Origin of the sequence: Pantoea sp. SS70 (genome assembly GCF_029866845.1) — a bacterium.
Classification (GTDB): domain Bacteria; phylum Pseudomonadota; class Gammaproteobacteria; order Enterobacterales; family Enterobacteriaceae; genus Pantoea; species Pantoea leporis.
Map to the genome: position 1 here is coordinate 4,091,782 of NZ_CP117199.1, position 11,730 is coordinate 4,103,511.

Consider the following 11,730-nt stretch of genomic DNA (forward strand, 5'->3'; position numbering starts at 1 on the left):
CATGTCGCAACGCCAACGTCTCTCCGTGGTGATGATCGCCAAAAACGAAGCTGAACTGCTGCCGGAGGCGCTGGCTTCTGTCAGTTGGGCAGATGAGATTGTGGTGCTCGATTCCGGCAGCAGCGACAACACGATGCAGGTCGCTCGCGAACAGGGCGCGCAGGTTTTCCAGGCTGAAGGCTGGCAGGGGTTTGGCAAGCAGCGCCAGCGCGCGCAGGCCCATGCGCAAGGCGAGATGATTTTGATGATCGATGCCGACGAACGCGTTACACCCGAATTGCGTCGCGCTATCGAGCAGGTTCTCGCACAGCCTGCCTCGGACAATGTTTACAGCCTCGGTCGCAGCAACCTGTTTCTTGGCCGCTTTATGCGCCACAGCGGCTGGTATCCCGATCGCGTTATGCGCCTCTATCCGCGCAAGTTCAATTACAACGACAATCTGGTGCATGAATCACTGGAGACGCAGGGTGCGCCGGTAGTGAAGCTGGCGGGCGATCTGCAACATCTCACCTGTCGTGACCTGATTGCGTTTCAGCGTAAGCAGATGAACTATGCCGAAGCCTGGGCAAATGAGCGTTTCCAGCGCGGCAAACGCTGCGGCTTGTTCTCGATCTTTAGCCACACGCTCGGCGCATTTGTTAAAACGCTGCTGCTGCGCGCCGGTTTTCTCGATGGCAAGCAGGGCTGGATTCTGGCGGTGGTTAATGCGCAGTACACTTTCAACAAATACTCGGCGCTCTGGGCGCTGCATCACACCTCAACACAAGGTCGCGTATGAGTACGAAAGCGATTTATCCCGGCACCTTTGATCCCTTCACGTTGGGTCATCTGGATATTGTGACGCGTGCAGCGAAGATGTTTGACCACATCGTCGTGGCGATTGCCGCCAGCCCGAGTAAAAAGCCGCTGTTTAGTCTCGATGAGCGCGTGGATATGGCGCGTCAGGTGACGGCACATCTGCCGAATGTCGAAGTAATCGGGTTTAGCGACCTGATGGCGAACTTTGCCCAGGCGCAGAATGCCAATGTGCTGGTGCGTGGATTGCGTGCGGTATCGGATTTCGAATATGAGCTGCAGCTGGCGCAGATGAATCGTCATCTGTTGCCCACGCTGGAGAGCGTGTTTCTGATGCCGTCAGAAGGTTTCTCGTTCGTCTCTTCTTCGCTGGTCAAAGAAGTCGCGCGCCATGCCGGTGACGTGCAGGCATTTCTGCCTGCCGTTGTGCACAAGGCGTTACTGGCGCGACTGGCGCAGCCTTAACTCAGTGCTGGCAGCGTGGACACCAGAAGGTGCTGCGCTGACCATGTTTGCCGCTGACAATCGGCGTACCGCAGGCACGGCAAGGTTCGCCGGCGCGGCCATAAACCTGCAACTGCTGCGCGAAGTAGCCGGGTTTACCGTCCGTTTGCAGGAAATCTCGCAGCGTGGTGCCGCCCTGCTCAATCGAGCGTAACAACACCGCTTTGATGGTGTTAACCAGCAACTCGGCCTCTTCCTGACTCAAACTCATTGCCGAACGATCGGGCAAGATCCCGGCAGTAAACAGTGATTCGCTGGCGTAGATGTTCCCGACGCCCACCACCACTTTGTTATCCATCAGCCACTGTTTAATCACGGTGCGTTTGCCGCGTGACTTTTCAAACAGATAGGCACCATCAAATTCGCTGCTGAGCGGTTCCGGACCGAGATAGGCCAGCACGCTGCTGCCTGCGAGGTCATTGCTCCACAGCCAGGCGCCAAAGCGACGTGGATCGGTGTAGCGCAACACTTTGCCGTTGCTCATCACCAAATCGACATGGTCATGTTTGGCGGCCGGTTGTTCGCCGGGTAGCACGCGCAGACTGCCGGACATGCCGAGGTGAATGATGATCCAGCCATGCGGCAGTTCGAGCAGCAGATATTTAGCGCGACGCTGCACGCTCAATACGGGTTGATCGCTCAGCGCGTGGATTTCATGCGAGACCGGCCAGCGCAAACGTGGATTGCGCACCACCGCATGCAGAATCGTGGCACCCACCATGTGGGGTTCGATACCGCGACGACTGGTTTCTACCTCAGGTAATTCAGGCATCTCATCTCCTCAACGAATCGCAGAAACAAAAAACCCGGCCGAAGCCGGGTTTTTCACAGAACACTAAAATTACTTAATTTTAGCTTCTTTGTAGATCACGTGCTGACGTACAACCGGATCGAACTTTTTCAGTTCTAATTTCTCTGGTTTAGTACGTTTGTTCTTCGTGGTGGTATAGAAGTGACCTGTACCAGCAGAGGAAACCAGCTTGATCTTCTCACGAATACCTTTAGCCATGATTCAGTTCCTTAGTACTTCTCACCACGGGCGCGGATTTCGGTCAGAACCGTATCGATGCCCTTTTTATCAATAACACGCATACCTTTAGCAGATACACGCAGAGTAACGAAGCGCTTTTCGCTCTCAACCCAGAAACGGTGAGAGTGCAGGTTCGGCAGGAAACGGCGTTTCGTCGCGTTCATTGCGTGGGAACGGTTGTTACCCGTTACCGGACGCTTTCCAGTTACCTGGCAGACTCGTGACATTTCTATTCTCCAAAAATCAAATCAGCTCGAGCTTTAAAAACTAGGTTTTGGCCGCCTCGTCAGGCCTTAGCCCGCCCAGGCGAGTTCCATGTGAACCCGCTAAGCTGGCCCAAACGCCAAACCCGAGATTCTCAAAGGTGGCGTAGTATACGCCGCTCAGCCCGAGTGCTCAAGTCCCGAACAGATAAAGATCCCTCTGGATCGCGCAAAAATGCCCTATTTCTGTTCAGTTGAATCGATGAATTACAACCAACCGCGCTCGGCGAAAGAGGTAAACTCGCCGTGACCGATCACCAAATGATCAAGTAAACGGATATTGAGCAGCGCGCACGCTTGCCCGACTTTTCCGGTAATATCGCGGTCGGCGCGACTGGGTTCAGCGATTCCCGACGGATGATTGTGCGCCAGAATCACCGCCGCCGCGTTAAGTTTCAGCGCTTCGCGCACGATTTCGCGCGGGTGAACCTCCACGCTGGCAATCGAGCCGGAAAACATCTTCTGCGCCTGCAACACGCGGTGCTGATTATCGAGGAACAGCGCCATAAACACTTCGCGCTCCTGATGCGCCAGCACGCTTTGCAGGTAATGGCGCGTCACCTGCGGATTCTCCATCACGTTTTCCCGCGCCAGCTGGCTGGCAAAAAATCGCCTTCCCAGTTCCGCGATGGCATAAAGCTGCGTCATTTTGGCGCTGCCCACGCCTTTAATCTGCCCGAGTTCCTCTTTGCTGGCCGTCATAATGCGATAGAGCGAACCAAACTCGTTCAACATCTGATGCGCCAACAGCAGCACGCTGGTGCCGCTGATGCCGGTACGCAAAAAAATCGCCAGCAGCTCAGCATCACTCAACACTTCAGCGCCCATTAACATAAGTTTTTCCCGTGGTGCCAGTTCCGTCATGACCATCTCCTCCCTGCGATGCGGCGATTCTGCGCGTCAGCCACCGTCAGCGCCAGCACGTGCTGAACGATTTCAGAGCCAGCTCGCAAAGGCCGCAGGCAGTGAAAAGGCGCACTGTGGATTTTGTGATAAAGTTGCCTGCATCTGCCGCCCCTGACGCGGCAATTTGCTTTGAGGCGAACAACATGACGGGATTAGCTGGAAAGAAAATTCTGCTGGGCGTGAGCGGCGGCATTGCTGCATACAAAGCGCCGGAGCTGGTGCGTCGGCTGCGCGATCGCGGTGCTGATGTGCGCGTAATGATGACCGAAGCGGCCAAGGCCTTTATTACTCCGCTGAGCCTGCAGGCGGTTTCCGGTTATCCGGTATTTGATGATTTGCTCGACCCGGCAGCCGAAGCGGCGATGGGCCATATTGAACTGGCGAAATGGGCCGATTTAATTGTGCTGGCGCCGGCTACCGCCGATCTGATTGCCCGCGTCACTGCCGGCATGGCGAATGATTTGGTCACTACCGCGAGCCTGGCAAGCGCAGCGCCGGTTGCCATCGTCCCGGCCATGAATCAGCAGATGTACCGCGCGGCGATCACGCAAGAGAACCTGCAGCGTCTGCAGCAGCGCGGCGTACTGATTTGGGGCCCCGACAGCGGCAGCCAGGCGTGCGGCGATGTGGGTCCCGGCCGCATGCTCGATCCGCTGGCGATTGTGGCGCACGCGCTTGAATGGGCTGCGCCCGTCAACGATCTGCAACATCTCAGCATTATGATCACCGCCGGTCCAACCCGCGAAGCGCTGGATCCGGTGCGTTATATCAGCAATCACAGCTCGGGCAAGATGGGCTTTGCGATTGCTGCGGCTGCGGCCAAACGCGGTGCGAAGGTGACATTAGTTACCGGCCCAGTGGCGCTGCCAACGCCAGCTGGCGTGCAACGCGTGGACGTCGACAGCGCGCTGGAGATGGAAGCGGCGGTGATGGCGCAAATCCAGCAACAACATATTTTCATTGCCAGCGCAGCCGTGGCAGACTACCGGGCGGCTAACATTGCCGCAGAGAAAATCAAAAAACAGGGTGGCGACGACAGCGTCACGCTGCAGTTGGTGAAGAACCCCGATATTGTCGCAGGCGTCGCGGCGCTGCAGGAAAATCGCCCTTATGTTGTGGGATTTGCTGCCGAAACCCAGAATGTGGAAGAATACGCGCGGCAAAAACGGGTGCGAAAAAACCTGGATCTGATTTGTGCCAACGATGTGGCGCAGGCGGGTCAGGGCTTCAATAGCGACACCAATGCTCTTCACCTTTTTTGGCAGGAAGGAGAAAAAGTCTTACCGCTCAGTGATAAGACGCTCCTTGGCCAACAATTACTAGACGAGATTGTCAGCCGTTATGATGAAAAAAATCGACGTTAAAATTCTTGATGCACGCGTGGGCAACGAATTCCCGCTGCCGACTTATGCAACCTCTGGTTCCGCAGGCCTCGATTTACGCGCCTGCCTGGATGATGCGCTTGAAATCACACCAGGCATGACCACGCTGGTTCCCACCGGTTTGGCGATTCACATTGCCGATCCTGCTCTTGCCGCCGTGATTCTGCCGCGCTCCGGTCTTGGCCATAAACATGGCATCGTGCTGGGTAATCTGGTCGGTTTAATCGACTCCGATTATCAGGGCCAACTGATGGTTTCCGTGTGGAACCGCGGTCAGGACAGCTTCACGCTGCAGCCAGGCGACCGTTTAGCACAGCTGGTCTTCGTGCCGGTCGTGCAGGCCGAATTTAACCTGGTGGAAGATTTTGACACCAGCGACCGCGGCGCAGGCGGCTTCGGTCACTCAGGCCGCCAGTAATACGCGACACTTTTCGCTTAGCCATCTTTTTATTTCTTGTCGCCACAGGCCGCTATGTCTGTGGCAGATGAGGCAGTATTGCCTGTTTTTGGTGAATTTCAGGGGTGTTGAAGGTCATGGCAGAAAAAAAAGTCGCGAAACGGAATCGTCGCGAAGAGATTTTGCAGGCGCTGGCGCAAATGCTGGAGTCGGGCGATGGCAGTCAGCGCATCACCACCGCGAAGCTGGCCGCTAATGTCGGCGTGTCGGAAGCGGCGCTTTATCGCCACTTTCCCAGCAAAACGCGCATGTTTGACAGCCTGATCGAGTTTATTGAAGACAGTCTGATTACCCGCATCAATCTGATCCTGAAAGATGAAAAAGAGACGCTGACGCGCCTGCGTTTAATCGTGCAGCTGATTCTGGGATTTGGTGAGCGTAATCCGGGGCTGACGCGTATTTTGACCGGCCACGCGCTGATGTTTGAACAGGATCGCCTGCAAGGGCGTATTAATCAGCTGTTTGAGCGTATTGAAGTGCAGCTGCGTCAGGTGATGCGCGAGAAGAAAATGCGTGATGGTGAAGGTTTCCAGAACGACGAAACGCTGCTGGCGAGCCAGTTACTGGCGTTTTGTGAAGGGCTGTTGTCGCGCTATGTGCGCTCCGAATTCCGCTTTCGTCCAACCGCAGATTTCGAGAGCCGCTGGCCGCTGATGGCGGCGCAGTTGGTTTAAAAGACCAGGTCGGCATAAATGCCGACCTCATTACCGAATAATTAAATCCCGTACTCTTTACGATACGCGCGCACTTTCGCCAGATGGTCAGCCATCTCCGGCTTCTCTTCCAGGTAATCAATCAGCTCAGCCAGGGTAATAATCGCCGTCACTTTGCACTTATAGTCACGTTCCACTTCCTGAATCGCCGAAATATCGCTGCGACCGCGTTCCTGACGATCCAGCGAAATCAACACGCCCGCCAATGTCGCGTTATGCGCACTGATGATATCCATTGATTCACGAATCGCGGTACCGGCGGTGATCACATCATCCACCAGCATCACTTTGCCTTGCAGCGGGCTGCCCACCAGCAAACCGCCTTCGCCGTGATCTTTGGCTTCTTTGCGGTTGAAGCAGTAAGGCACGTCACGTTCATGATGATCGGCCAGCGCCACCGCGGTAGTGGTGGCAATTGGGATGCCTTTGTACGCCGGGCCAAACAGCAGATCGAAATCAACGCCGCCATCAACGAGCGCCTGCGCGTAGAAACGGCCTAACAGCGCTAAATCGCGACCGGTATTAAACAGACCGGCATTGAAGAAATAGGGGCTTTTACGTCCCGATTTCAGGGTGAACTCACCAAACTTCAGCACCCCTTTGTTCAGGGCGAATTCAATAAACTGACGCTGCCAGGCTTTCATTTCTCACTCCTCAAATAAAGAAAAGGCGACTCTATGGTCGCCTGTTACATCAATTAGTTAGCGCCGCTTTCTGCGCCTGAATCAACTGCTCAATGCCGCCTCGCGCCAGCGCCAGCAGCTGCAGTAACTCGTCGTGGCTGAAGGGCTCACCTTCTGCGGTGCCCTGCACTTCAATCATGCGGCCGTCTTCGGTCATCACCACGTTCATGTCAGTTTCTGCGGCGGAATCTTCCACATACTCCAGATCGCACAGCGCTTCACCGCCGACGATACCCACAGAAATCGCCGCCACCATACCCTTCAGCGGGCTGGCTTTCAGCTTGCCAGCCGCCACCAGCGCATTCAGTGCATCGGCCAGCGCCACGCAGGCGCCGGTAATAGATGCAGTACGCGTACCGCCATCGGCCTGAATCACGTCGCAATCCAGCGTGATGGTGAATTCGCCTAGCGCTTGCAAATCCACTGCTGCGCGCAGTGAACGGGCAATCAGACGTTGAATCTCCAGCGTACGTCCGCCCTGTTTGCCTTTGGCGGCTTCACGCGCCATGCGGCTGTGGGTCGAACGCGGCAGCATGCCGTATTCAGCGGTGATCCAGCCTTGACCTTTGCCTTTGAGGAAACGCGGCACGCTCTCTTCGACGGTTGCGGTGCACAGCACTTTGGTTTCGCCGAATTCAACGAGCACAGAGCCTTCTGCATGTTTGGTGTAGTGACGAGTGAGTGTGACGGGACGTGTTTCAGATGCACTACGGCCTGCTGGACGCATGGTTTCTCTCCGGCTTGCTTAGGTTTGGCTGCGCATTATACGGACTTCAGCTGCGGCTGTCCCGCCCGCGATCGCCACAATCCTGGATGAAATTCTCTGGTGGCTGTGGCTAAATGCGCGTTTCCTCCCTTAAAAAGATAAATGATGATCGCGATACTCCATTTCCTGCTGGCGCTGGTGGTGATATTTGCCCTTGCGCTGTTGGTCAGCCACGACCGCAAACGCATTCGTCCCCGCTTTATTATTCAGCTGCTGGTTGTCGAAGCTGCGCTGGGCTGGTTCTTCCTGCACTCGGCGGGCGGACAATCGGTGGTCACTGCGGTGGGCGGCTTCTTTGAAACCTTATTAACCTACGCCGCGCAAGGAACCAACTTTGTCTTCGGCAATATGGCAGATCAGGGATTAGCCTTTATTTTCCTCGGCGTGCTCTGCCCGATTGTGTTTATTTCCGCACTGATCGGCATTTTGCAGCACTGGCGCATTCTGCCGCTGCTGATTCGCGCCGTAGGCACTCTGTTGTCAAAAGTGAATGGCATGGGCAAGCTGGAATCGTTTAACGCCGTGAGCACCTTGATTCTCGGCCAGTCGGAAAACTTCATTGCCTATAAAGGCATTCTCGCTGATATTTCCGCGCCACGCATGTACACCATGGCGGCGACGGCGATGTCGACGGTTTCGCTGTCGATTGTTGGCGCGTATATGTCGATGATTGATGCCAAATATGTGGTTGCGGCGCTGCTGCTTAATATGTTCAGCACCTTTATTATCCTGTCGATCATCAATCCAACCCGCCCGGAAAACGAAGAGCAGATTGCGCTGGATAAGCTGCATGAAGATCAGAGCTTCTTTGAGATGCTGGGCGAATACATTCTCGCCGGCTTTAAAGTGGCGATGATCATCATGGCGATGCTGATTGGCTTTATCGCGCTGATTGCAGCAATCAATGCGCTGTTTTCTGCGGTATTTGGCTACAGCTTCCAGCAGCTGCTTGGCTACGTTTTCTATCCGTTTGCATGGCTGGTTGGCATTCCCTCCGCCGATGCTTTGCAGGCGGCGAGTATTATGGCCACCAAACTGGTAGCGAATGAATTTGTTGCGATGATCGAGCTGAAGAAAGTGGCGGCTGAAATGACGCCACGCGGACTGGGGATTCTGTCAGTGTTCCTGGTGTCGTTCGCTAACTTCGCCTCAATCGGCATCGTTGCCGGTGCGATTAAAGGCCTGAACGAGAAACAGGGCAATGTGGTTTCCCGTTTTGGCTGGAAGCTGGTGTATGGCTCCACGCTGGTGAGCTTGCTCTCGGCCGCGTTCGCCGGGCTGTTTATCTGATAACGCATGGCGGCTGCATGGCCGCCATTTTTTAAAACGCCACGCACACCAGTGAATCAACCCGCATCACCGATTCCTGCTCGAAGCGCTGTTTATACACATCACGAAGTTTGTTGATGCTGTCAGAACTCGCCACATCCGGAGTGTGAATCAGCATCAATGCTTTGCTGTTTTCCCGCGCCAGCTTACCGTTCTCGCCCAGCCACTGACCTTTGGCGTCATATACCGATAAACCGTCTTTGAAACGCGGCGTCACATCGTTATCGACAAACTGCTGCCATTCGCTGCTGCTGACGATGCCACCTTTCGGTTTGTTCATGCCAAACCACAACGTTGTTTGCATCATCACGTCACCAGAACCGCATACCGCAACCGGCGCGGTGTTGGGCGGGATCTGATGCGTTTTCGTCGACGGAGCCTGACAGCCAGCGAGCAGTAAGGTTAATAAAGCAGGAAGAGCCAGAGAGCGGAACATCACTTCATCCTTTTAAGCGAACCAGCGCTAAGCATAAGTGTCTGTCGGTAAAAGAGGTAATTTTTTGTTATTCACGCTTAAGTGCGCTTATGCCTGTTAGCGTCGAGGCTGCCTCGCTATACTTCACCCAACATTTCTGAAAAAGAGAAGACGATTATGATCCGCAGTATGACCGCTTACGCCCGCCGCGAAGCCAAAGGCCACTGGGGCAGCGCCGCCTGGGAAATTCGTTCGGTTAACCAGCGCTATCTGGAAACCTATATCCGTCTGCCGGAGCAATTTCGTGGCCTGGAGCCGGTCATCCGCGAGCGCATCCGTAATCGCCTGACGCGCGGTAAAATCGAATGCAACCTGCGTTATGATGCCGATGCCAGCGCACAAGGCGAACTGCAGCTGAATGAATCACTGGCCAAACAGCTGGTGCAGGCCGCCAACTGGGTGAAGATGCAGAGTGATGAAGGCGCGATCAATCCGCTGGATATTCTGCGCTGGCCGGGCGTGATGTCCGCGCAAGAGCAGGATCTCGATGCCATCAACGCCGAACTGCTGGTGGCGCTGGATGGCGCGTTAGATGACTTTATCGAAGCGCGTGAAAGCGAAGGCACCGCGCTGAAAGCGATGATTGAACAGCGTCTGGAAGGCGTATCGCACGAAGTCAGCAAAGTGCGCGCGCAGATGCCAGATGTGATTAAATGGCAGCGCGAGCGTCTGGTCACCAAGCTGGAAGAAGCCGAAGTGCAGCTGGAAAATAATCGCCTGGAGCAAGAGCTGGTGATGATGGCGCAGCGCACCGATGTGTCGGAAGAGCTGGATCGCCTGGATGCGCACGTTAAAGAAACCTACAACATCCTGAAAAAGAAAGAAGCCGTTGGCCGCCGCCTCGACTTTATGATGCAGGAGTTCAACCGCGAGTCGAACACGCTGGCTTCAAAATCAATTAATGCCGAGATCACGACATCAGCGATTGAGCTGAAAGTGTTGATTGAACAGATGCGTGAGCAGATTCAGAATATTGAGTAAACTCCACTTAAGACCAATAAAATTCACAAGCCCATGTTAAATGGGCTTTTTTATGCAATTCACTTTCCAATAATGAACATATATCTCCACTAAAATCCACAGCTTTGTGGTGAGTGGATTGGTGAGTAGTTTCCGTTTACTAGTCAAAATTCATAAGTTATAAGTAACCACTCCCCATTACCAATGGTAACTCCTTACACACAGAGGGTTATCTCAACTAGAAGGATTCATTTATGGGTTCGCTAACCGTAAAAACTGTTCAGGCTCTTGTTAAAACAAGACAGCCCGGTAGATACAGTGACGGCGAAGGTTTGTATCTGAGGATTCCTAAGGAAGGTGAATCATACTGGATGCTGAGATACACAATCAGCTCTAAGAGGAGAGAAATCACCTTAGGTAAGGTTTCTGTAGTGTCACTCGCAGAAGCTCGCAACCTTGCGGGAGATGCTCGTAGGAAGGTAGTGACCGGAAATGATCCTATTGCAGAGAGAAAACTAAACCGTCCTAAGTTACTGACTACAGTGAATGATCTTTTCGAAGACTGGTATAAGGATCTTGTTAGAAGATTAAAATATCCGGGCATTCCTGAGAGGGTTTACCGAAAAGACATTGCTCCGACCATTGGTGGACTTGCCTTAAGCAAAGTTACTCCCATAGATGTTAGAGAAATTCTTCAAAATATTACGAAAAGTGGAAGACTAACTATTTCTAATGATGCTCTTCTATACATGAAGCAGCTATTCGATCACGGCATTAAGCTTGGCTTGATTCAGAACAATCCAGCAGCAGCATTCAAAGTAAATGATGCCGGAGGAGTTGAGAAGAGCAGAGAAAGAACATTGAGCCTGGATGATATTGCTTATGTTTTTAAAGTGTTCAGAGAACACTCAGATAGCTTCTCTCGTGATAATTATCTTGCCTGTTCATTACTTCTGGTGCTGGCAGTTCGGAAAAGTGAACTCACAGAAGCACCTTGGAAAGAATTTAATTTAACCGAAAAAAAATGGTTCTTACCAAAAGAAAGAAGTAAATCTGGTGTTGGTATTGTCATCCCTCTTCCAGAAGTAGCTGTTGAAATTTTGAACGAACTAAAAGTCAGATCCTGTGAATCTCAATTTGTCTTTCCAAACCGGCGGGTCAGTAAGTCCCAACATATGGGAAAAGATACTCTCAACAGGGCTATAGCTAAGCTTTTTGGCATTGAACCTGGAAAGAAGAAACAACCCCCTAATGTCATGGGACACATTGAATATTTTACTGTTCATGATTTGAGAAGAACCAGTAGAAGCTTGCTTGCTTCACTGTCCGTTCCTCCACATGTTGCTGAGAGGTGCTTGAATCATAAACTTAAAGGTGTTGAAGGAATCTATGACAGATATGATTATTATGATGAGAGAGTAGAAGCACTTTGTAAACTATCCACTAAATTAAAAAGTTGCATATAAT

General features: G+C 53.2%; 15 protein-coding genes. 8 read left to right on the top strand and 7 right to left on the bottom strand.

Going from position 1 to position 11,730, the window contains the following annotated elements; translation table 11 throughout:
* The first annotated feature begins 1 nt into the window (after position 1).
* Both PO881_RS18930 and coaD read left to right on the top strand, forming a co-directional pair.
* Entirely contained in the window at positions 2-778 is a 777-nt protein-coding gene (locus PO881_RS18930) for a glycosyltransferase family 2 protein (RefSeq protein ID WP_192415297.1), read from the top strand.
* Positions 775-1,260, top strand: coding sequence for a pantetheine-phosphate adenylyltransferase (gene coaD / locus PO881_RS18935; RefSeq protein WP_192415295.1), 486 nt, complete (start codon positions 775-777; stop codon positions 1,258-1,260). Before PO881_RS18930 ends, coaD begins: the two co-directional genes overlap by 4 nt.
* A 1-nt stretch (position 1,261) precedes the next feature.
* Here the strand turns inward: coaD and mutM are convergent, their stop codons facing one another.
* The 4 genes from mutM to radC form a co-directional block, all read right to left on the bottom strand.
* Entirely contained in the window at positions 1,262-2,071 is an 810-nt protein-coding gene (mutM, locus tag PO881_RS18940; RefSeq protein WP_280172220.1) for a bifunctional DNA-formamidopyrimidine glycosylase/DNA-(apurinic or apyrimidinic site) lyase, read from the bottom strand.
* Positions 2,072-2,140: 69 nt separating this feature from the next.
* Positions 2,141-2,308: a 50S ribosomal protein L33 gene (rpmG, locus tag PO881_RS18945; protein WP_001051798.1), complete on the bottom strand. Its 168-nt coding sequence runs from the start codon at positions 2,306-2,308 to the stop codon at positions 2,141-2,143.
* An 11-nt stretch (positions 2,309-2,319) separates the two neighbouring features.
* Positions 2,320-2,556: a 50S ribosomal protein L28 gene (gene rpmB, locus PO881_RS18950; RefSeq protein WP_007885297.1), complete on the bottom strand. Its 237-nt coding sequence runs from the start codon at positions 2,554-2,556 to the stop codon at positions 2,320-2,322.
* A gap of 243 nt (positions 2,557-2,799) precedes the next feature.
* The gene (gene radC / locus PO881_RS18955; RefSeq protein WP_101760688.1) at positions 2,800-3,456 is read right to left on the bottom strand and encodes a DNA repair protein RadC; all 657 of its coding nucleotides are present in this window, start codon (positions 3,454-3,456) and stop codon (positions 2,800-2,802) included.
* A 185-nt stretch (positions 3,457-3,641) separates the two neighbouring features.
* Here radC and coaBC point away from each other — a divergent pair, with 185 nt between their 5' ends.
* From coaBC to slmA, 3 genes are all read left to right on the top strand, one after another.
* Positions 3,642-4,862 carry a bifunctional phosphopantothenoylcysteine decarboxylase/phosphopantothenate--cysteine ligase CoaBC gene (gene coaBC / locus PO881_RS18960; protein ID WP_280172221.1) on the top strand — a complete coding sequence of 407 codons (1,221 nt, stop codon included), beginning with the start codon at positions 3,642-3,644 and terminating at the stop codon, positions 4,860-4,862.
* A complete protein-coding gene (gene dut, locus PO881_RS18965) occupies positions 4,840-5,298 on the top strand; it encodes a dUTP diphosphatase (protein ID WP_167391166.1) in 459 nt (152 codons plus the stop codon). Before coaBC ends, dut begins: the two co-directional genes overlap by 23 nt.
* A 116-nt stretch (positions 5,299-5,414) precedes the next feature.
* Positions 5,415-6,011, top strand: a complete 597-nt coding sequence (gene slmA, locus PO881_RS18970) for a nucleoid occlusion factor SlmA (protein ID WP_008109747.1) — start codon at positions 5,415-5,417, stop codon at positions 6,009-6,011.
* A gap of 41 nt (positions 6,012-6,052) precedes the next feature.
* Here the strand turns inward: slmA and pyrE are convergent, their stop codons facing one another.
* Both pyrE and rph read right to left on the bottom strand, forming a co-directional pair.
* Positions 6,053-6,694: an orotate phosphoribosyltransferase gene (gene pyrE / locus PO881_RS18975; protein ID WP_008109749.1), complete on the bottom strand. Its 642-nt coding sequence runs from the start codon at positions 6,692-6,694 to the stop codon at positions 6,053-6,055.
* Positions 6,695-6,743: 49 nt separating this feature from the next.
* The gene (gene rph, locus PO881_RS18980; protein ID WP_101760691.1) at positions 6,744-7,460 is read right to left on the bottom strand and encodes a ribonuclease PH; all 717 of its coding nucleotides are present in this window, start codon (positions 7,458-7,460) and stop codon (positions 6,744-6,746) included.
* 144 nt (positions 7,461-7,604) lie between these two features.
* Between rph and PO881_RS18985 the strand changes: the two genes are divergently transcribed.
* The gene (locus PO881_RS18985; RefSeq protein WP_110868217.1) at positions 7,605-8,789 is read left to right on the top strand and encodes a nucleoside transporter C-terminal domain-containing protein; all 1,185 of its coding nucleotides are present in this window, start codon (positions 7,605-7,607) and stop codon (positions 8,787-8,789) included.
* A 31-nt stretch (positions 8,790-8,820) separates the two neighbouring features.
* On the opposite strand, the gene PO881_RS18990 is transcribed toward PO881_RS18985, so the two are convergent.
* Positions 8,821-9,264 (bottom strand): DUF3574 domain-containing protein, encoded by a 444-nt coding sequence (locus PO881_RS18990; protein WP_210081787.1) that lies wholly within the window; start codon positions 9,262-9,264, stop codon positions 8,821-8,823.
* Between the two features lie 156 nt (positions 9,265-9,420).
* Here PO881_RS18990 and PO881_RS18995 point away from each other — a divergent pair, with 156 nt between their 5' ends.
* On the top strand, positions 9,421-10,284 hold the full coding sequence (locus PO881_RS18995; protein WP_280172222.1) for a YicC/YloC family endoribonuclease: 864 nt from the start codon (positions 9,421-9,423) through the stop codon (positions 10,282-10,284).
* A gap of 233 nt (positions 10,285-10,517) precedes the next feature.
* Positions 10,518-11,729 (top strand): site-specific integrase, encoded by a 1,212-nt coding sequence (locus PO881_RS19000; RefSeq protein ID WP_280172223.1) that lies wholly within the window; start codon positions 10,518-10,520, stop codon positions 11,727-11,729.
* The last annotated feature ends 1 nt before the right edge of the window (position 11,730 follow it).

What these genes read in the sequence shown, in the direction of transcription:
- PO881_RS18930 (WP_192415297.1), top strand. Translation starts at nt 2, where the DNA reads ATGTCGCAACGCCAACGTCTCTCCGTGGTGATGATCGCCAAAAACGAA.
- coaD (WP_192415295.1), top strand. Translation starts at nt 775, where the DNA reads ATGAGTACGAAAGCGATTTATCCCGGCACCTTTGATCCCTTCACGTTG.
- mutM (WP_280172220.1), bottom strand. Translation starts at nt 2,071, where the DNA reads ATGCCTGAATTACCTGAGGTAGAAACCAGTCGTCGCGGTATCGAACCC.
- rpmG (WP_001051798.1), bottom strand. Translation starts at nt 2,308, where the DNA reads ATGGCTAAAGGTATTCGTGAGAAGATCAAGCTGGTTTCCTCTGCTGGT.
- rpmB (WP_007885297.1), bottom strand. Translation starts at nt 2,556, where the DNA reads ATGTCACGAGTCTGCCAGGTAACTGGAAAGCGTCCGGTAACGGGTAAC.
- radC (WP_101760688.1), bottom strand. Translation starts at nt 3,456, where the DNA reads ATGACGGAACTGGCACCACGGGAAAAACTTATGTTAATGGGCGCTGAA.
- coaBC (WP_280172221.1), top strand. Translation starts at nt 3,642, where the DNA reads ATGACGGGATTAGCTGGAAAGAAAATTCTGCTGGGCGTGAGCGGCGGC.
- dut (WP_167391166.1), top strand. Translation starts at nt 4,840, where the DNA reads ATGATGAAAAAAATCGACGTTAAAATTCTTGATGCACGCGTGGGCAAC.
- slmA (WP_008109747.1), top strand. Translation starts at nt 5,415, where the DNA reads ATGGCAGAAAAAAAAGTCGCGAAACGGAATCGTCGCGAAGAGATTTTG.
- pyrE (WP_008109749.1), bottom strand. Translation starts at nt 6,694, where the DNA reads ATGAAAGCCTGGCAGCGTCAGTTTATTGAATTCGCCCTGAACAAAGGG.
- rph (WP_101760691.1), bottom strand. Translation starts at nt 7,460, where the DNA reads ATGCGTCCAGCAGGCCGTAGTGCATCTGAAACACGTCCCGTCACACTC.
- PO881_RS18985 (WP_110868217.1), top strand. Translation starts at nt 7,605, where the DNA reads ATGATCGCGATACTCCATTTCCTGCTGGCGCTGGTGGTGATATTTGCC.
- PO881_RS18990 (WP_210081787.1), bottom strand. Translation starts at nt 9,264, where the DNA reads ATGTTCCGCTCTCTGGCTCTTCCTGCTTTATTAACCTTACTGCTCGCT.
- PO881_RS18995 (WP_280172222.1), top strand. Translation starts at nt 9,421, where the DNA reads ATGATCCGCAGTATGACCGCTTACGCCCGCCGCGAAGCCAAAGGCCAC.
- PO881_RS19000 (WP_280172223.1), top strand. Translation starts at nt 10,518, where the DNA reads ATGGGTTCGCTAACCGTAAAAACTGTTCAGGCTCTTGTTAAAACAAGA.